A 17,846-nucleotide genomic window follows, 5' to 3' on the forward strand; every position below is an offset into this window, starting at 1 on the left:
TTGATCCTTAATTAATTACTACTTTTTCTTTAAATTTTTCGTTTCCTTTTAAGACTGTGACGAAATACTCACCTGCCGGCAACTTAGAGAAATCCAATGTTTTGCTGAATACATCTTTACTATCTCTAAGATTGACAAGCAGTTCACCATTTCTGTCTTCCACCATGAGGTCAACACTATTTTTTGCAGGATTGCTCATAAAAACTTTTACCAGTTTCTCCTGTAGCCGGAACTGAGGTTTAAAACTTAGTATTGAAGAATTACCTAATATATCAATCCCTTCTGAAGATTTAGATATCTTCCATACCCTTGTGGCAAATTTCTTGTCCACTTTTAAAAAGTATATACCATTTGGGATCATTTCGAGATAAAAGGTCCGGGAGTAATCTCCATTCATAAGTAGATTATCCTTAAATAAAATTTCTCCCTCTTGATCCTCAAAAGAAATTAAAGTTCCCTGGCTTACTTTTGCCAGTTCAACCACCAAAGTTTGACCGCCATTCAAGCTGACACCATCCTTTTCTACTTCCATTGCACCTGCAGAAAGACAGGCCAGGAAAAAGGCAACTACTGAAATGTTTTTAAGCTTTTTCATAATTTTCATTTTTTTGGTTAATACTGTGATAATTATGAAACAAACTTAGGATGAATTTAGATCTAAAAACAGTTGAGAATTGACACAAATATGTTTAATATTGATTTCTATTGATTATATGATTTTATATATAAGTTAATAATGAACATAATAGAGTTAATTTAGATGAAGTAAGGCAAATAACTAAACGTTACATTATACACACAATAAACAGCTTTTAATGAAAAAATCCATAAAACCGGAACTTGAGAGAGTTGAGCCAGTTTTTGGCAGCTCTTTCTCTTATAGAACCTACAACAAGGATCATCAAAATAAAAATCATACTTTCTGGCATTATCACCCGGAGATCGAATTAGTATATGTGAATGGAGGCTCTGGAAAAAGACAAATTGGAAGTCATATTTCCTACTACCGCACTGGTGACCTTCTTCTAATAGGATCAAATCTTCCACATTGTGGCTTTACCGAAGGGCTTTCAGGACATGACAGAGAAACTGTTATCCAATTAAACCCCAACTTTCTGGGAGCCCGATTCTTTGACATTCCCGAAATGAAGAACATTAAAGCACTTTTTGAAAGGGCAAAAATGGGAATAGTATATTCCGGAGAATCAAAACAAGTTATTGGAGAAAGAATTGAGTCTCTTGAAGAAAAAGATACGTTCGAACGCCTCGTGGGTCTGTTGGAATTTTCAGGTTACTGGAAAGCTCAAGAGATTATTCGGTACTAAACGCACAAGGTTTTATTTTAGAGACAGGACTTCAGGACAATCAAAGGGTAAATCTTGTATTCAATTTTGTAAAGAACGAATTTCAAAGGTCTATAAATCTGGAAGAAGTTGCGGACATGGTGAGTATGACTGTACCGGCTTTTTGCAGGTATTTCAGGAAGACTTCCGGAAAGACTTTTATCCAGTTTGTAAATGAATATCGTCTTGTACATGCTGCCAAACTACTGCATGAGAAACAAATAAGTATTACTGATGTCTGTTTTGAGAGTGGTTTCAATAATTTTAGCCACTTCAATAAGCAGTTTAAAAAGTTTACTGGAAAATCCCCTTCCGTGTACCGGAATGAACTTAAGGTAGTTTTAACCTGATTTAGGCTGAAGTTTCTTTGTTAAAGCCGTATCTTCAATAGCCTAAAAAAAGAATACATGAAAGACATTAAGGCATACGCAGCCGAAGCTTCAGATAAAGATTTGGCTCCGTATAAAATAAACAGGAATGAACCCGGACCTCTGGATGTGGAAATTGAAATTCTATACTGTGGAGTTTGCCATTCCGACATTCACACTGCCCGTAACGAATGGGGTGGAACTAAATATCCCTGCATTCCGGGACATGAGATCGTGGGAAAAGTTACAAGAGTTGGAAATGAAATGACACGATACAAGGAAGGTGACACGGTGGGAGTAGGTTGCTTTGTTGATTCCTGTGGTCACTGTGAGAATTGTGAAGAAGACCTTGAACAGTATTGCCTTAACGGACCTACAGCCACATATAATTCCCCTTCCCCATTAGATAAGAAGGTTCACACCTATGGCGGGTATTCCACTCATATTGTTGTGAAGGAAGATTTTGTTCTGAAAATTTCAGATAAACTACCTCTTGAGGCCGTAGCACCACTTTTGTGTGCCGGTATAACAACCTATTCTCCGCTTCGCCGGTGGAACGTGAAGAAGGGAGATAAAGTAGCCGTAGTTGGATTAGGAGGATTAGGGCATATGGCAGTAAAACTCGCTTCCTCCATGGGGGCCGAAGTTACCATGTTAAGCCGTTCTCCCGAAAAGGAACAGGATGCGAATGAATTAGGCGCTGCCCATTTTGAACTTACCACTAATGAGGAAAACATGAAAAAGATGGCCGGGCGTTTCAACCTTATCATCAACACAGTTTCGGCACAACACGATTACAACCAATATCTCAACCTCCTGAAAACAGATGGAGTTATGGTATTGCTTGGGATACCTCCAAAACCTTCAGATGTGCAGGCGGGACAATTGATCATGAAAAGAAGAAGCCTTGTAGGCTCTCTGGTGGGAGGAATTAAAGAAACTCAGGAAATGCTGGATTACTGTGCAGAACATGGCATAGTATCAGAAGTTGAAATGATCAATATTGATCAAATAAACGAAGCGTACGAGAGGACTTTAAGCGCAGATGTGCGCTACCGGTTCGTAATAGATATGAAATCACTAAAAAACTAAAATTAAAGTAATGAAAAGAAAAGCTACAGCCGTATGGAACGGCACGATCAAAGAAGGAAAAGGAAATTTATCAACTCAAAGCCAGGTGCTGCAAAAAACCCCTTACTCATTCCATACACGGTTTGAGGACGAAAAAGGAACAAATCCTGAAGAACTTATAGGGGCGGCTCATGCAGGTTGCTTTACCATGCAACTTTCGGCAAACTTAAGTGAGCAGGATTTTAACCCGGTAGAGCTGGAAACCAAATGTGAGATTACCTTTGAAGATGGAAGTGTGACTAAATCCCATCTTATCCTGTCGGCCAAGGTGCCGGGAATTTCTCAGGAAAAATTTAAAGAGCTGGTGACCGATGCAAAAGAAAACTGCCCTATTTCTAAATTACTAAACACAAATATTACTATCGAGTCTACCCTTAACGGCTAAGACTCAGATTTATAATTAGAAAGCGCTTCAAAAATGACATTTTTGAGGCGCTTTTTCATTTTATTTTCCTGTACATATTTTTGATTTATCTCCAGTTCAATCCCCAAGTATTGCTCCGGAAATTTTTGGCGGAGATAAGTTGTGAATCCGTCGTCAATTCCCAGGTATGGGTAATTATAACGTACCAGTAATTCTTTATCCTGCTGAAGAAGATCACTTCTGAATTTTTCACAAAACTCTTTTTCTTTTTTCCTGGCGGGATCGAACAGTAAACCAATGTCGGCGTTTCTTATCTCATCGTGCAGTTGAGGCGTAAAAGTGTGCACAGAAATATGAAGTATTATCTTCCCTTCAGAAATTAATGAACCAATCTTTTCTTCAATGTAATTCTGATAAGGCAAATAAAAGTCATCCAGAATTTGCTCTTTTTGAGCCTCTGCAAGTGGAGCTGTGAATTCTGAAAACAGTTGCGGATGACCTAAGGAACGGTTTGGTTCAACCAGGAGGCGACTTATCATATACTCCTGACTAAATACTGCCAAACGTGAAAGCTCCCGAAAAAGATCCAAAGCCCCGGGATCATATCCACGATGAGTTTCCAAATCCTCTCCCGCTCCGGAAAAAAAGGAACTGTAATCATCGGGGATCTCATTTCCGGCATGTTCACAAGTCAGAAGTAAATTCAAGATTTAAAATTCAGGATTTAAAATTTATTGACTGCTAATAGTCAATAGTTACTGATTATTGACATAAAAACTATTCTCCTCCAGGCACTTTCCCAGTTCCCGATAAACTCTCAGAATATTCTCTTCTGAAGGATTCTCTCCCAGGGCTTTTAAAATTCTCGTGGAAAGACTGCCGTTCTGGAGCAAAAATTCTATACTACTTTGATGTTTTTCAGAAATATTCTCTTTGACAAGAGCATATATTTTATTCCAAATCTGCATTACACTAACTCTAGGCTGTAAATCAAATATATCGGCGAATGCGGGGTTTTCAATAGTAGTTTCTTCGGCATCAACAATGACTGAATTAAAGATCTCAAAAAGGTCATTTTCATGCCATTTTTTTTGATCTTCAAGAGAAACCAGTTCTTCGCTTACCAGTAGTTTTAAGCCTTCAATGATGAGCACGGCAATAGAAATATCGGCTTTTGGACATTCTTGCACGTCTATAACCCGTATCTCAATTGCACCACGATCAAAGCGGGCAATGGCACCCCGGGAATTCAAAAAATGATGATCCAGAATATTGTCGGTATCGTGCGGTTTTATGGCTTTATTAATGGGATCAAAGATTCCTTTGGTATAATCTTTCTTACTGAATAGTCGCTCAGGAATAACCTTTCCGGTCATCTCCGGAATTTCCTTCTGGTTTGTTTTATAAACATGCATTCTGGCATCTTTATAACCCGTAAATTTCCCTTCAAAAATGGGAGAACTGGCACTTAATCCCGGAATAATGGGTAGCAAGATCCTAACGGCTGCATGCAGTTTTTCAAATTCATCATCCCCGGAAAAAGGAAGGTTTATATGCATACTCTGCACATTGCTCCAACCATGACCCCGACAGTCAAAAATGCGATTATAAAGCGCATAAATTTTGCTGTAATTATGCTGCCATAACTGCATTTCAGATTCAGGATGCATCAGGGGGTGAGCTGCAGTAGGTAACAGTTGAGAATTAAAATCCTTCAGCAACAGGTTCATTTCAGCTACATTTTCAGCAAATAATTCATCAAGCGACTCAAGATCGGCCGTGGGACCGTTGGTTTTCATTTCCACCACATGAGCTACAAGTTCATTGCTCCATTCAATTTTTCCATTTTCCACATCTGAAGAAAGCGTACCGTTTTTCCTGGTGAGCAGTTTATCAACTATAGGATATACTTTAAATGTAGAGGAATTTACGAGCATATATTCCAGCTCTATCCCAAAAACTTCAAAAAGGTGATAACTCATTCGTTTTTCTTTTCTAGACGGTTCTTTAGAGCTGTAAGGATTTCGATATACACTTTGTCGCCGTAAAAGCGATCCTCCACGCCAAAATCAATATTTGGATTGTCATTAATTTCAATTACAAGCGGTTTTCCATTTACTTCTTTGACATCAATTCCATAGAGCCCTTTACCCATTAATTTTGCTGATTTTAAAGCAGCATCCAATATTCGTTTTGGCACCTCTTCTATAGACATAACATCGGCATTCCCTTCCTGATCATCTTTTTTCTTGGCGTTCCAGTTATAGATTTGCCAGTGACCTTTTGCCATGTAATAACGGCAGGCAAAAAGGGGCTTATCATCCAGGATTCCTATTCTCCAGTCATAATCTGAAGGAGTAAATTCCTGTGCTATCACCAATTCTGACTTTTTAAGCATCTCCCCTACCAGCTTCTCATATTCTTCGGCTGTAGCTGCTTTTTTGACACCGAAAGAAAAAGTAGAATCGGGAGATTTGAGTACCAGGGGGAGTCCGGTTTTTTCAATAATATTATTCCGGTTATCTTTATGTACAATTATAGTTCTGGGAGTAGGTATTCCAGCATTTTCAAGAGCTTCAGCCATAAAGACCTTGTTACAGCACTTGAGGATCGCATCGGGATAATCCACAATGGCAATGTCCTCCTGCTGTGCCTTTCTGGCAAAGGCATAAGCTTCATTATTCACTTCTGTACTTTGCCTGATAAACAAAGCATCAAAAGCCGAAAGCCTGGATAAATCCTTAGGAGAAATAAATTCCACATAAAAGTTCATTTTTTCGGCTAGTTCAGCGAATTTTTTTAGTGCTTTTGGATTACTTGGCGGTGCGGGATCATGATCCTGTACAAGAATGGCAAGATCATATTCATATGATTCATTTTTCGGAGTATCATAGCGTTTTTTTGCAAAATACTGAACTGCAAATTCATGCATCAAAGGACGATGCTCCTCCGGAATTTCAATTTCGGATAAAGCCTTTATTGATTTAATATTCCATTTATTGGTATAATTAAATTTGACCCTTAAAAAAGGGATCTGAAAATGTCTGTGAAACATGGCACTCAACTCACGGTACTTCTGCGCCACATTCTGGCCAAAATAGATGCTGAGGGTAAATTCAGGAGATTTAATTCCCTTTAAACTTTTCTGAATAAGGTCATCGAATTCATCTGAGACAATTTTCACGAGTTTTGGTTCTCTAAGATCCACAAGATTCATGACTGTGGGAATTGCAAGATGTCCCCGGGCCTCGGCCAGGAGAGATACATAATAGCCTTTACTTTGGTACGAGTAATCCTTGCATAAATTGAAAATACGGGCCTTCTTGAGACGCGAATATTCGGGATTTGTAAGATAATCCCGGGCAGAAATCACTTCCATATTCTCAAGGGAAAGATTCCAATTTTCGGGTTTATTTACAACTAAAAACTTCTTCATTAAATAATAATATTTACATCAAATGTATATTAAATTTTGACCGAAAATCCTTCTGCTCAATTAAATTTCAAACTTTTTAATCCTGAGAAAAGTACCTGTTATAAATTTTTATAAAATATGTTTTGCAGTAAGTTAAGCATCTTTAAACTTTTTTATTCTATCCTCATTTTCCTTATATTAAATATGATAAGGAACTAAAGTTTAATCTAAAGTAATATACGCTATGGCATCTAATTTAAGTTTTGACAAATTTGCAAAAGAAGCTTATGATTATGTAAATGAACTGGCACGAAATTTAGGTCATCCTGAGGAAAAAGAAAGGGTTTTAATTATATGGCGGGCAGTAATGCACACAGTACGGGATCGCATACACCCAGGAGAATCAATGCAATTGATGGACCCCCTGCCAATGATCTTTAAAGGTATCTACGTTGAAGGCTGGAAGTACAATGAAAAGCCTCCAAAAAATTACAACACCATTGATGAAATGAAGAATGAGGTTGAAATTCTTCAGGCGCAGCATGGAGAAGAAGATTTTCCCTGGAATAAATCTACAGAAGAGATTATCTCCATCACTTTGAATTCTTTACAACTCTTTATGCAGGGGAATCAACTGGAACATTTAAGAGGCCAGTTACCAGAAGAGGTGCAAAAATTAGTACAATAAAAAGAAAACCTTCCGGAATTCCGGAAGGTTCTTGTTCATGGAAGAAAAGAAATCTTGCTCTAAATTAGCCCCGAAATATTTCCTTCCAAATCAACAGTTATTTTCTCCGATGCAGGGTGCGCAGGCAACCCCGGCATACGCATCATATCTCCGGTGATGGGAATCAAAAATCCTGCCCCGGCAGCGATCTCAATTTCACGAACATGTAGGGTAAACCCGGAGGGTCTTCCCAAAAGTATAGGATCATCTGATAATGATTTTTGTGTTTTAGCTATACAAACCGGCAGGTTTTCCAGCCCAAGGTTAGTAATAGTCTTTAAATCCCGCATAGCTTTTGGTGCAAATTCAACTTTTTCGGCACCATAGATCTTTTTAGCTATCGTTTCAATTTTATAGATCACAGAATCTTCCCAGTCGTATAATGGTTTAAAGTCTGACCTTCCTTCTTCAATAGCTTCGATTACTTTATTAGCCAGGTCTAAGGCTCCTTCCCCTCCTTTTGCCCAACCGTCGGAGATGGCCACTTTAATTTTCAATTTTTCTGCCAGTTCCTTAATCACTTGTATTTCTTCATCGCTGTCGCTGTAGAATTTATTAATGGCTATAACAGGAGTAATATTGAACTGTCTGGCATTTTCCAAATGTTTTTCAAGGTTCGGCAATCCTTTTTTTAAAGCTTCAACATTAGGAATAGTGAGCGAAGAAAGAGGTGCGCCTCCATGATATTTCAAAGCTCTTATAGTGGTTGTCATCACCACGACTTTTGGAGCTAAACCGGCACTTTGGCATTTGATATCGAGAAATTTTTCTGCACCAAGATCAAATCCAAAACCTGCTTCGGTCACAGTATAGTCAGAAAGACTCATTCCCATGCGGGTAGCTATAACTGAGTTTGTTCCCTGAGCAATATTGGCAAATGGCCCCAGGTGGATAATAGCAGGATTCCCTTCTATCGTTTGTACCAGGTTTGGTTTAAGTGCATCCTTGAGAAGGGTAGCCATGGCGCCTTGTGCATTCAGGTCACGGGCGTATACAGGTTGTTTGTCAAAAGTAAAACCTATGAATATACTTCCTAAACGGCCTTTTAGATCCTCCAGGTTTTCGGCCAAACACATTATGGCCATGATTTCTGAAGCCGCAGTAATATCAAATCCGCTTTCCCTTGGGATACCCGAACCTGTTCCGCCAAGGCCAATTACGATGTTTCGCAGTGCACGGTCATTCACATCCATCACCCGTTTCAGGGAAACGGTTCTTGGGTCAATTCCCAGATTATTAGTTTTTGACTGTATATTATTATCAACTAAAGCTGCCAGAAGATTATGCGCTTTTTCAATGGCCGAAAAATCTCCCGTAAAATGAAGGTTAATATCTTCCATGGGTAAGACCTGAGAATATCCTCCTCCCGTTGCTCCTCCTTTAATACCGAATACCGGTCCCAGGGAAGGTTCCCTTAAAACTACAGTAGTCTTTTTTCCAAGCCTGTTCAAAGCTTCCGAAAGACCAATAGAAACCGTCGTTTTTCCCTCCCCGGCCGGAGTGGGAGATACAGCCGACACCAGGATAAGGGTACTTTTATCTACCTTCTCCCTGTCAATCTTATTCAGAGGTAATTTTGCCTTATATTTCCCGTACATCTCAATGTCGTCGGGATCAAGACCAAGCTTCTTTGCTATTTCTGTTATTGGGATTAATTTTACTTTTTGGGCGATGTCCAGATCTGTAAGCGGTGTAGTTGTCGTCATTGATCTTTGAGCTTTTAATTACAGGTCAAAAATACGGTCAACGTTAAGGACCGGGAATGATAAGGATCAGGTTTTACCACTTTTTTCAAACGTTTTCGTTAATTCTAAGTAACTGCTTTATAAAAAGAGTCGATATGTTCCTGATCCCCGCTTACAAACACCAGATCTTCCCTTAGAAGCTTGACATTGGGAAGAATTGTTTTGATCATTTCTCCTTTACGGGAAACCGCCAGAACATTCACTCCAAAATTCTTCCTCACATCTATTTCCTCAATAGTTTTACCCACTACAGATCCACTTTCTGTCATTACTCGTATACAACTAATTTTAAAATCGGGTATAGTAGAGGAACTGAAAGTAGGAAGGCGTTTACGGGATTGAAACACCTGATAGTTGTCTGCCCTTACCGAATCAATGAGGGTCTCCAATTCATCGATAGGTACAAGAAAATTGGTTAAGACCCGGGAAAATATTTCTATTGAAGTCTCAAATTCTTCAGGAATAACTTCATCGGCTCCCAGGGAAAGTAGCGTCTCGATTTCCTTGACATACCGGGTCCTCACCACTATATGTACAGATGGCGAAATGTGTCTAATGTTCGAAACGATTGCTTTAGTAGCCCGGGGATCGGAGATGGCCACCACCACTACTCTGGCCTTCTGAACGTTTACTGCTTCCAACATGTGTTCCTGCACCGCATCTCCATAAATTATAGGCTCACCCTTGGCTTTTTCCTCCTTCACAACCTGAGCATTAAGCTCCAAAATCATATATGGAATGTCTGCATATTTCGCAGCTCTGGCCAGGTTGGTACCATTGATCCCATAACCTATAATAAGCAGGTGATCCTCGGGACCTTCATCGCCATCTCCCTTAAGAGAAACTTCCCCATGCATCTCGACTCTGGCAGAACCGGGTGAAACCCTCTTCAGAATAAAATTTACACTCTTACCCGAAAAGAGAAAGATAAATGGCGTGAGCAACATTGTGAAAACCGAAACCGAAAGAAAATACTGGTTCATTTGCGGCGAAAGGAGACCATTTTCGATTCCGATCCTGGAAAGAATAAAAGCAAATTCCCCTACCTGAAAAAGCGCCATTCCCGTCAACAGAACGGTTCTCAAAGGATACTTTAAGACTGCCGCAGTTAACGAAACCAATCCTCCTTTTACTATGAATACGATCAGGACCATAAGAAGGATCATCCAGCCGTTCTTCATAAAGAAGTCAAGGTCCAGCAACATTCCTATCGATATGAAGAAGAAACTTATGAAGAGCTCCCTAAAAGGGAGAATAGTGCTGGTGGCCTGGTGGCTGTAATCAGATTCAGAAATAATAAGTCCTGCTAGAAAGGCACCAAAAGCCAGTGAAAGACCGGCTGCAGCAGTAATAAATGCGACCGTAAAACAGAGGGTTATTGTAGCCAGCAAGAAGAGTTCTTTACTTCTTGATCGCGCAATGAGGTGCATCCCTCGCGGAACAATATATTTGGCTCCAATGTAAGTAAGTGCAAGAACCAGGGCACTTTTCAGGATCAAAAAGAGCACTTCATGAAGAACATTAGTAGAAGTTCCTGCCATGATTGGAGTTACCAACATCATAGGCACCACAATAAGATCCTGAAAAATGAGGATACCCAGGGCCATACGTCCATGAGGAGCGGTCATCTCATTACGGTCGTAAAGGATCTTTAGAACTATTGCCGTACTTGAGAGGGAGAAGAGAAACCCGATGAAAACAGATTCATTCCAGGAAAATCCGAGAACATAAAAAATAAAAGCTGTAACTGCGATACTCAGTGCCACCTGCATAAAACCGCCCAAAAAAACGGTACGCTTCATAGAAGCCAGTTGTTTGAGGGACAGCTCCATTCCAATCACGAACATCAACAGGATTACCCCAATTTCTGAAAGTAATTCAATTTGATGTGGATTCTCAATTAATCCAAATCCAAAAGGTCCTATGATTATTCCGGTTATAAGAAATCCAAGAACAGATGGTAGTCGCAGGCGCTGCAGTAGCAATACTACCACCACCGAAAATCCCATTAAAACCACGATGTCCTGAAGTAAAGGAAAATGCATGTTGAAAATTAAATTTACTAATCCCTAATTTATTTAAATCCTAACGAACATGAAGCTTTTGACAGATTAGTTTAGCAGAAAAATATTTCCCCTTTAAAATGGCATTTAAAAATCTTCTTTTCCTGAAAACGAATAATCTTCCAGAATGTCCCAGGTTTTACCATTGTGCTTAAAAAGAGTTAAAGCAGTACATTTAAACTGCGCCTGGTAAGGCCGATTTTTGAATTCCTCCCACACCAGGGAAAATTTTTCCCTTGTGAGATCTCTTGTAGCGATAGTAATATGGGGATGGATTTTGGAGGTTTTATTACCGGGAAGGAACTCTGCCATCGATTTCAAAAGAATTTGGTGCAGCTCTCGTATAGGCTCATGATCTTCAACATTTAAAAAGATCACCCGCTGCCCAAAATGTCCAAAATCCTTTAGTTCCACAGAAAATGATTTAATTTTTTGAATGGTCAGGCCTAAAGCATCTATAAACGACTGTTCCTGTTCCAGCCAAAAAGGAGGTATTAAAGTAATGTGAGCCGGCAATTTTAAAGCATGAGCAGCTCCAAACCTGTTTTTAATTTCCTTTTTCATTTCCAGCACCTCCTCTTTTACTGCGGGAGGTGGAACAAGAGCTACAAAATAAAGTGCTTTAGAAATTGCCATTTTTGAGAGGTTGGATCTTGCGGTTATGAAATGAATTTTAAATTTTAATACTTAAAAAAGGATTATGAAAAGCGAAGGCTTTAAAAGCACTTATTTATAACCTGCGGCCTGAAGGTTGAACAATTCAGAGTAGAGCCTGTTGTTCTGCATAAGTTCCTCATGTGTTCCTATTTCCAGCACAGCACCGTTTTTGAGTACCATAATTCTGTCGGCTATTCTTACCGTACTAAAGCGGTGGGAAATAATCACTGCAGTCTTACCTGCTGTAAGTTTTATAAACCTGTCAAAAGCTTCAGTCTCTGCACGTGCATCAAGAGCCGAAGTGGGTTCGTCGAGGATTAAGACTTCGGCATTTTTCATATAAGCCCTTGCAATGGCAATTTTTTGCCACTGCCCTCCTGAAAGGTCTTTTCCCTGTTTAAACCTTTTCCCTAACTGCTGATCGTATCCAAAAGGAAGCTCAGTCACTACCTGATCTGCAAGGCTTTTTGAAGCCGCCCCTTCAATCCTCGCCTGATCTTCAATTTCTGTGATCTCCCCCATCGCTATATTCTCCCTCAATGTAAGTTCAAATTTTACGAAATCCTGAAAGATGACTCCAAAATACTGCTGATAAGCTGTACGGTCGTAATCTTTTATTGGAATGTCGTCCAGCAGGATCTCTCCTTCCGTAGGTTCATAAAATTGTAGCAGAAGCTTTATCAGCGTAGTTTTTCCGGCTCCGTTCTCTCCCACAAATGCAAGTTTTTCTCCAGCCTTTAGTTCAAAATTAATATTTCTTACCACCCATCTTTCGGACTTCGGATACTGAAACCCGACATTGATGAATTGAAAACCTTTACGGATGGTTCCGGGAAGAGGATGTTTTCCTTCAGAAGTACGTTCTACATAGCTAAGATCAAGAAACTCAAAATAATCCTGAAGGTAAAGCGCACTCTCTGTTATGGCGGTAAAGCGCGTAAAAAAGCCTTGCAACTTCTGGCGCAGGCGGTTAAAGGAACCTGCAAGGAAGGTGAGATCTCCAAGAGAAAATATGCCGGCCACGGTGCGGAATACTATTAGTACATAGGCAGCATAGTAAGCAGTTGTTCCAATCATATTGAAAAATGAACCCCAGCCCGCACGTTGTTTTGCCAGTTTTTTGCTCTGTACATAATACTTGTCAGATAAGTCTTTAAATCTGTGAGCGAGATATTCACTTAAACCAAATAATTTTACTTCCTTGGCCGTAACATCACTCGCCCCGGCATAACGTAAATAATCAAGTTCCCGGCGTTCCTGGGTCCAGCTCCTGGCAAGGGAATAACTGGTGCCGCTGAATTTGACCTCATTGATCATCGTAGGAATAATAGAGACCACCAGTAGAATTATAAGCCACGGTTCAAAAGCAACCACCCCCACCAGTAAGGAAATGATTACAATAATGTCTTCTCCCTGGGTTAGGATGTTTGACATAAGTCCTACCCTTCCCGTTGTTTGCTGCCGGGCTCTTTCCAGCTTATCATAAAATTCTGAATCTTCCAGTTCATCGAGGTCGACTTCAGAAGTTTTTTTGATGATCTTTACAGAAGTATCAATGGAATACTGATCTCCAAGCAGCGCGTCACTCAGGCTAATTCCACGGCTTAAAAAGTCCGAAATTATTGCCAATGCAAATTCTACGGCGACCAGCATCCACAGGCGATCCATATCCTTCACCTCTGCCGCAATTTGAAGAACCACCTCATCAATGATGAGCTTACCCACCAAAAGCATTAGAACAGGCAGGAGGGCATTTATAAGCCGCCCCAGCACATTGGCATAGAAGAGCCCGGGATTAACTTTCCGTATCTCATTAAAAAAACGGGGAACAAACTTCAGAGAAGAAAAGCTTTCCCTGAATCTAAACTTATTTGGCGACATGGATTGTTTTGGTCGTGGCAAAATGCTTCAGGTTAAAATTAGGGCAGCTACAGAGATCCCAAAATTAGCATTTTTAAAGCAGATTGTTTCGGCTATATAACCACTCCATTTTTTAGGTGTACCTATAGATTTCTAAAGATCCAGAAAAAATAATGAAGATCTTCAGCAAGAAAATTCTTAAGTTTCGGATATTCTTCGGCAGGAATTAATTTTCCCGAAGGTGATGCCACATAAAGAGTTGTACGATGAATCTTTTAAGTTTTTAACTCATCTATAGAAAATGGCCCATGCTCCTAAAGACGATCAGAATTACAAATTATGTCATTCAGCAAAAAAAATTCCTGCTAATTCAGTTAATATTTAAATGAAATACCAGCCGTGACTGCCTGCAACGGCACCAAAAATTGTAAGCAGGCTAAGAATAAGCAATACCCAATGCGCCCGATGGATTATTTCGAACGCCTTACCTGGATCCTTTTTTACATATTTCCTGAATAATTTGTGTAAGAAAAATGGTTCAAGAATAAAGAGAATTACAGTAAAAATCAGCCACACCAGGATCATTGCGTGTATCCACCAGAATTTTAGATCCAGTAATCTTTCCCAACCGTAAAGATGCAGCATATAAAAACCGGTAATTGCAGTAATTAGAGTAGTAATCTTAGCCTGCAGAGAAAACCTTCCTTCGGTCTTTTCAAAGGCTTCCATTTGCTCTTCTCTGGATTTCATCCTCTTAACTGCCGGTATTATGACGGTAGTAACCATCCCAACACCTCCTATCCACAGTACAACAGCCAAAACGTGAAGAACGCGGGCAAGGGTAAAATAATCCATTAATACAAAAATGTTACTTTATGTTTCCTGTCCTAATTTCTGGATCCAAGCCTTTTATAACTATTTACGAAAAATTTTCTTCGGTTTTTAAATTTAAATCTCCTTAAAATTAATCTTTTTAAAGCTTATTCTTTATCTCCCTGGATGGACTTTCCTTCGGCAAGGTAAAAATGATCAAGACTAAAAATATAAGTGGCCCAGATTATTACTAATACAATAGAAACTGTCCAGCTTATAGGACGACCCAGGTAATAACCCATAAAGAAATCCACCAGAATTGGAAGTGCAGCTGCAGGTAAAATTCCTACTACTGCAAGAAGGATCCTCCTGCGGGCATCTACTGTAAGCCTTGCACCACAATTTCTACATTCCCAGGAGGAAAAAACGTTCTGAAAAAAATGTTTTCGAAGATGCAGCCAAAATGAATATTTATAGCCGCAGTTTGGACAGGTTCTGGCCTTCATTGTTTGAAATTTAAAAACTATAAATCGAAATTAACAAAATATTTAATTTAGTCGTATAGCTTCACAATATAATTTCAGGGCCTGCGACTCATTCCTCGGGGTTCTCCTAAGCTTTACTTATTTCCAATGTCAATAAAATGATTCATTATTTTAGGGTTTCCTCCAGCCATTTAAAAAATTCCCTTTGCCACACTATGGCATTTTGTGGAGTTAAGATCCAATGATTCTCCATTGGAAAATAAAGTAGCTTGCTCTTAATACCGCGCAACTGCGCCGCCTGAAATGCCTCAAGCCCCTGTCCCACCGGCACCCGAAAATCCTTACCTCCCTGCACGATCATAATGGGAGTATTCCATTTGTCTACAAAATTAATTGGATTAAAATCTGTGTAGGCTTTTGGAGTAGGAGTTTCCCAATAGGGACCACCAAGATCTTTGTTTACAAAGAAGAGTTCTTCTGTTGTTCCATACATACTGCGAGTATTGAAGATCCCGTCATGTGCAATGAATGTCTTAAATCGGTTTTCGTGCATTCCTGCCAGATAGAAAACAGAGTAACCACCATAGCTAGCTCCCACGGCACCAATTCTTTCTGTATCTACAAAAGGTTCCTTACTTACTGCATCAATGGCCGATAAATAATCCTGAATATTCTGTCCGCCCCAGTCCCCACTTATCTGTTCATTCCATTCTACACCATATCCCGGCATTCCTCTTCTGTTTGGTGCCACTACTATATAACCATTGGCAGCCATTAACTGAAAGTTCCATCTATAGGAATAGAACTGAGACAGAGGAGATTGAGGTCCACCCTGCAAATACAGCAGAGTTGGATACTTTTTTGTTGGATCAAAGTCGGGTGGATAAATTATCCAGGTAAGCATTTCCTTACCATCTGTAGTAGGGATCATTCTTTTTTCGACCTCGCTTAATAGTATATCCTGGTAAATTGAATCATTGACACTGGTAAGTTGAGTTAAATCTCCTGTTCTTAGATTTACAGTGTAGATTTCAGCAGCGCGATTCATATCTGTTCTGGTGACCACCATTGTATTGCCTGTCTGTCCCACGAGTCCGGTTATATCAAACTGTCCCTCTGTAAGTTGTTTGATTTCTGGAACTCCTTTTTTATAAGGCTCAAGTACAAAAAGTTGTTTTGTACCCATCACCGGTGCTATAAAATATATAGTTTTTCCGTCGTTACTCCATTCAAAACTACTGACTGTTCCATCCCAGTTACCCGTTAGATTTACCTTTTCTCCCTCCTGAAGAATAATGATGTCATTTTTGTCTGATTCATATCCCGGCTCATCCATTTGAAGCCAGGCCAATACTCCCTCTGCAGAAAAAGCCGGTTGTGTGTCATAGCCCTCATTGTCATCGGTAATATTTGTAGTTGTACCGGAACTTAGATCATAAGCGTAAATATCAGTGTTGGTACTTACAGCATATTCTCTTCCTTTCAGCTTTTTGGAAACATACAGCACCTGGCCACCGTCATTGGTCCAGATGTAATCTTCGGGGCCGCCAAAAGGTTCTAACGGAGTACTATGCGGCTCTCCTTCCATAATATCAATCTCTTCCCCTGTGGAAAGATTTTTTAAAAATAAATGGCTGTAGTGACCATCTTCCCATTTATCCCAATGCCTGTAATTGAGGTCATCGTATATATAAACATCAGATTTTTCCAGTTGAGGATAAAAATCTTCCCCTGTAACCGGCTCTACCTCCACTTCTTTCGGAATGATCTTCCAATTTCCTGACGGGGAAATTTTGCCATCTCTGAATATACTATCGATATTTTGGTCCAATACAGGTTCACCTCCCGTTACCGGAATTACATAAGTCTTTGAACTGCTGGTATTCGCATCTATATCGTAAGAGCGGGTTTTGAAAATGACTTTTTGAGCGTCATTTGTTAAACCAACCGCCGAAATTCGGGCAATAGACCATAGTTTCTCAGGAGTCATCACCTGCGAAGACACAGGAAAACAATAGGCAGAAAAAACAATGAGGAAAAATATTCTTTTCATTAGAAGGGAATTTGTCTTTATTAATTTTTAAAGGGTTGGCTATTCTGATAAAAAATCTTCAGAAAACACCATTATTAAAACCCCGGATAAAAATAAACAAAACCACCTGAATTTTGGATGAAAAAGTGCTATTCCTATGAATACGGGTATCTTAAAGCTTATTGAAGAATATAAACGAAAGGAGTATCTTTTATAGTGTAAGATGCAGGTAACGCCTTTTACCTCCAAAAAATGCAAAAGGTGTCAAGAAACAGATCAGCTGAAAAAATGCCACTGGAATACACATATTTCCACAAATTCCACCTGTTCTTTTCGAATAATAGAAAGACAAGGATAAATTTATACTTGTACCGAAAAAGCTTACCTTAAGTTGGCGACAACTTTTGGATTAAACTTTTCGAAGAATAAATTCAGTTTAGTTAAAGATTCACTTTCAATAAAATCTTTTTCAATGAGCATTGACTGGTCTCGTGCCTCAATTTTGTAACTATTCCCATATTTTTTAACCCTTTTAATTTCTGAAAGTGAAATACTCTTCGAAATTAAATTATGTTTTATGATTTTATCATCCTGAATGGTGAGATACTGATATTTTTGACGATAGTAAGAACTTGCCGACTGAAGAATTCCCAATGCTATCCATAGATAACTAAAAACAGAACTACTGTTGATGGAAACTGCAAAAATCCCGAGGACTATCATAACAAAGCCATACCCAAAATTATTCCTGATGACGCTCCTGCAATATTTTATTTTCATGATCTGCCTGTTTAAGTGAATTTCCTTTGAAAAGCAATCCGTGTTAAATTTTTAACAAGATAT

15 protein-coding genes and 1 pseudogene are annotated in these 17,846 nt (G+C 39.3%); 4 read left to right on the forward strand and 12 right to left on the reverse strand.

Annotation, left to right across the window (positions count from 1 at the left end; translation table 11 throughout):
* Positions 1 to 7: 7 nt before the first annotated feature.
* Positions 8 to 595: a T9SS type A sorting domain-containing protein gene (locus H148_RS0110945; RefSeq protein WP_156877244.1), complete on the reverse strand. Its 588-nt coding sequence runs from the start codon at positions 593 to 595 to the stop codon at positions 8 to 10.
* A 220-nt stretch (positions 596 to 815) separates the two neighbouring features.
* Here H148_RS0110945 and H148_RS17745 point away from each other — a divergent pair.
* The 3 genes and pseudogenes from H148_RS17745 (at position 816) to H148_RS0110960 (ending at position 3,227) form a co-directional block, all read left to right on the forward strand.
* Positions 816 to 1,693: pseudogene (locus tag H148_RS17745) on the forward strand (AraC family transcriptional regulator).
* Positions 1,694 to 1,750: 57 nt separating this feature from the next.
* A complete protein-coding gene (locus H148_RS0110955) occupies positions 1,751 to 2,803 on the forward strand; it encodes an NAD(P)-dependent alcohol dehydrogenase (protein WP_029034838.1) in 1,053 nt (350 codons plus the stop codon).
* Positions 2,804 to 2,813: 10 nt separating this feature from the next.
* Positions 2,814 to 3,227: an OsmC family protein gene (locus tag H148_RS0110960; protein ID WP_029034839.1), complete on the forward strand. Its 414-nt coding sequence runs from the start codon at positions 2,814 to 2,816 to the stop codon at positions 3,225 to 3,227.
* On the opposite strand, the gene H148_RS0110965 is transcribed toward H148_RS0110960, so the two are convergent.
* The 3 genes from H148_RS0110965 to H148_RS0110975 are packed head-to-tail and all read right to left on the reverse strand — an operon-like array spanning position 3,224 to position 6,642.
* On the reverse strand, positions 3,224 to 3,913 hold the full coding sequence (locus tag H148_RS0110965; RefSeq protein WP_029034840.1) for an N-formylglutamate amidohydrolase: 690 nt from the start codon (positions 3,911 to 3,913) through the stop codon (positions 3,224 to 3,226). The genes H148_RS0110960 and H148_RS0110965 overlap by 4 nt on opposite strands.
* A 48-nt stretch (positions 3,914 to 3,961) precedes the next feature.
* Positions 3,962 to 5,188: a carboxylate-amine ligase gene (locus tag H148_RS0110970; protein WP_029034841.1), complete on the reverse strand. Its 1,227-nt coding sequence runs from the start codon at positions 5,186 to 5,188 to the stop codon at positions 3,962 to 3,964.
* Positions 5,185 to 6,642 (reverse strand): RimK family protein, encoded by a 1,458-nt coding sequence (locus H148_RS0110975; protein ID WP_029034842.1) that lies wholly within the window; start codon positions 6,640 to 6,642, stop codon positions 5,185 to 5,187. Before H148_RS0110975 ends, H148_RS0110970 begins: the two co-directional genes overlap by 4 nt.
* 223 nt (positions 6,643 to 6,865) lie before the next feature.
* Between H148_RS0110975 and H148_RS0110980 the strand changes: the two genes are divergently transcribed.
* Positions 6,866 to 7,309, forward strand: a complete 444-nt coding sequence (locus tag H148_RS0110980) for a DUF2267 domain-containing protein (protein ID WP_029034843.1) — start codon at positions 6,866 to 6,868, stop codon at positions 7,307 to 7,309.
* A gap of 59 nt (positions 7,310 to 7,368) precedes the next feature.
* On the opposite strand, the gene H148_RS0110985 is transcribed toward H148_RS0110980, so the two are convergent.
* From H148_RS0110985 to H148_RS0111030, 8 genes are all read right to left on the reverse strand, one after another.
* Positions 7,369 to 9,054, reverse strand: a complete 1,686-nt coding sequence (locus H148_RS0110985) for a formate--tetrahydrofolate ligase (protein ID WP_029034844.1) — start codon at positions 9,052 to 9,054, stop codon at positions 7,369 to 7,371.
* Positions 9,055 to 9,158: 104 nt separating this feature from the next.
* On the reverse strand, positions 9,159 to 11,138 hold the full coding sequence (locus H148_RS0110990; RefSeq protein WP_029034845.1) for a monovalent cation:proton antiporter family protein: 1,980 nt from the start codon (positions 11,136 to 11,138) through the stop codon (positions 9,159 to 9,161).
* A 105-nt stretch (positions 11,139 to 11,243) separates the two neighbouring features.
* The gene (locus H148_RS17750) at positions 11,244 to 11,792 is read right to left on the reverse strand and encodes a 2'-5' RNA ligase family protein (RefSeq protein ID WP_051286404.1); all 549 of its coding nucleotides are present in this window, start codon (positions 11,790 to 11,792) and stop codon (positions 11,244 to 11,246) included.
* Between the two features lie 90 nt (positions 11,793 to 11,882).
* The gene (locus H148_RS0111000; RefSeq protein ID WP_245583422.1) at positions 11,883 to 13,694 is read right to left on the reverse strand and encodes an ABC transporter ATP-binding protein; all 1,812 of its coding nucleotides are present in this window, start codon (positions 13,692 to 13,694) and stop codon (positions 11,883 to 11,885) included.
* Between the two features lie 360 nt (positions 13,695 to 14,054).
* Entirely contained in the window at positions 14,055 to 14,528 is a 474-nt protein-coding gene (locus H148_RS0111015) for a membrane protein (protein WP_029034847.1), read from the reverse strand.
* Positions 14,529 to 14,653: 125 nt separating this feature from the next.
* Positions 14,654 to 14,992, reverse strand: coding sequence for a hypothetical protein (locus H148_RS0111020; protein ID WP_029034848.1), 339 nt, complete (start codon positions 14,990 to 14,992; stop codon positions 14,654 to 14,656).
* 145 nt (positions 14,993 to 15,137) lie between these two features.
* A complete protein-coding gene (locus H148_RS0111025) occupies positions 15,138 to 17,024 on the reverse strand; it encodes a S9 family peptidase (RefSeq protein WP_029034849.1) in 1,887 nt (628 codons plus the stop codon).
* A 360-nt stretch (positions 17,025 to 17,384) separates the two neighbouring features.
* Entirely contained in the window at positions 17,385 to 17,783 is a 399-nt protein-coding gene (locus tag H148_RS0111030; RefSeq protein ID WP_029034850.1) for a hypothetical protein, read from the reverse strand.
* Positions 17,784 to 17,846 lie beyond the last annotated feature (63 nt).

The sequence above is a fragment of the Salinimicrobium terrae DSM 17865 genome, assembly GCF_000424665.1.
Taxonomy (GTDB): Bacteria; Bacteroidota; Bacteroidia; order Flavobacteriales; family Flavobacteriaceae; genus Salinimicrobium; species Salinimicrobium terrae.

Excerpts from the sequence above, each read along its gene's own strand:
- H148_RS0111020 (WP_029034848.1), bottom strand. The coding sequence starts at position 14,992 with ATGAAGGCCAGAACCTGTCCAAACTGCGGCTATAAATATTCATTTTGG.
- H148_RS0111030 (WP_029034850.1), bottom strand. The coding sequence starts at position 17,783 with ATGAAAATAAAATATTGCAGGAGCGTCATCAGGAATAATTTTGGGTAT.
- H148_RS0110945 (WP_156877244.1), bottom strand. The coding sequence starts at position 595 with ATGAAAAAGCTTAAAAACATTTCAGTAGTTGCCTTTTTCCTGGCCTGT.
- H148_RS0110970 (WP_029034841.1), bottom strand. The coding sequence starts at position 5,188 with ATGAGTTATCACCTTTTTGAAGTTTTTGGGATAGAGCTGGAATATATG.
- H148_RS0111000 (WP_245583422.1), bottom strand. The coding sequence starts at position 13,694 with ATGTCGCCAAATAAGTTTAGATTCAGGGAAAGCTTTTCTTCTCTGAAG.
- H148_RS0110990 (WP_029034845.1), bottom strand. The coding sequence starts at position 11,138 with ATGCATTTTCCTTTACTTCAGGACATCGTGGTTTTAATGGGATTTTCG.
- H148_RS17750 (WP_051286404.1), bottom strand. The coding sequence starts at position 11,792 with ATGGCAATTTCTAAAGCACTTTATTTTGTAGCTCTTGTTCCACCTCCC.
- H148_RS0111015 (WP_029034847.1), bottom strand. The coding sequence starts at position 14,528 with ATGGATTATTTTACCCTTGCCCGCGTTCTTCACGTTTTGGCTGTTGTA.
- H148_RS0110960 (WP_029034839.1), top strand. The coding sequence starts at position 2,814 with ATGAAAAGAAAAGCTACAGCCGTATGGAACGGCACGATCAAAGAAGGA.
- H148_RS0110985 (WP_029034844.1), bottom strand. The coding sequence starts at position 9,054 with ATGACGACAACTACACCGCTTACAGATCTGGACATCGCCCAAAAAGTA.
- H148_RS0110975 (WP_029034842.1), bottom strand. The coding sequence starts at position 6,642 with ATGAAGAAGTTTTTAGTTGTAAATAAACCCGAAAATTGGAATCTTTCC.
- H148_RS0111025 (WP_029034849.1), bottom strand. The coding sequence starts at position 17,024 with ATGAAAAGAATATTTTTCCTCATTGTTTTTTCTGCCTATTGTTTTCCT.
- H148_RS0110980 (WP_029034843.1), top strand. The coding sequence starts at position 6,866 with ATGGCATCTAATTTAAGTTTTGACAAATTTGCAAAAGAAGCTTATGAT.
- H148_RS0110955 (WP_029034838.1), top strand. The coding sequence starts at position 1,751 with ATGAAAGACATTAAGGCATACGCAGCCGAAGCTTCAGATAAAGATTTG.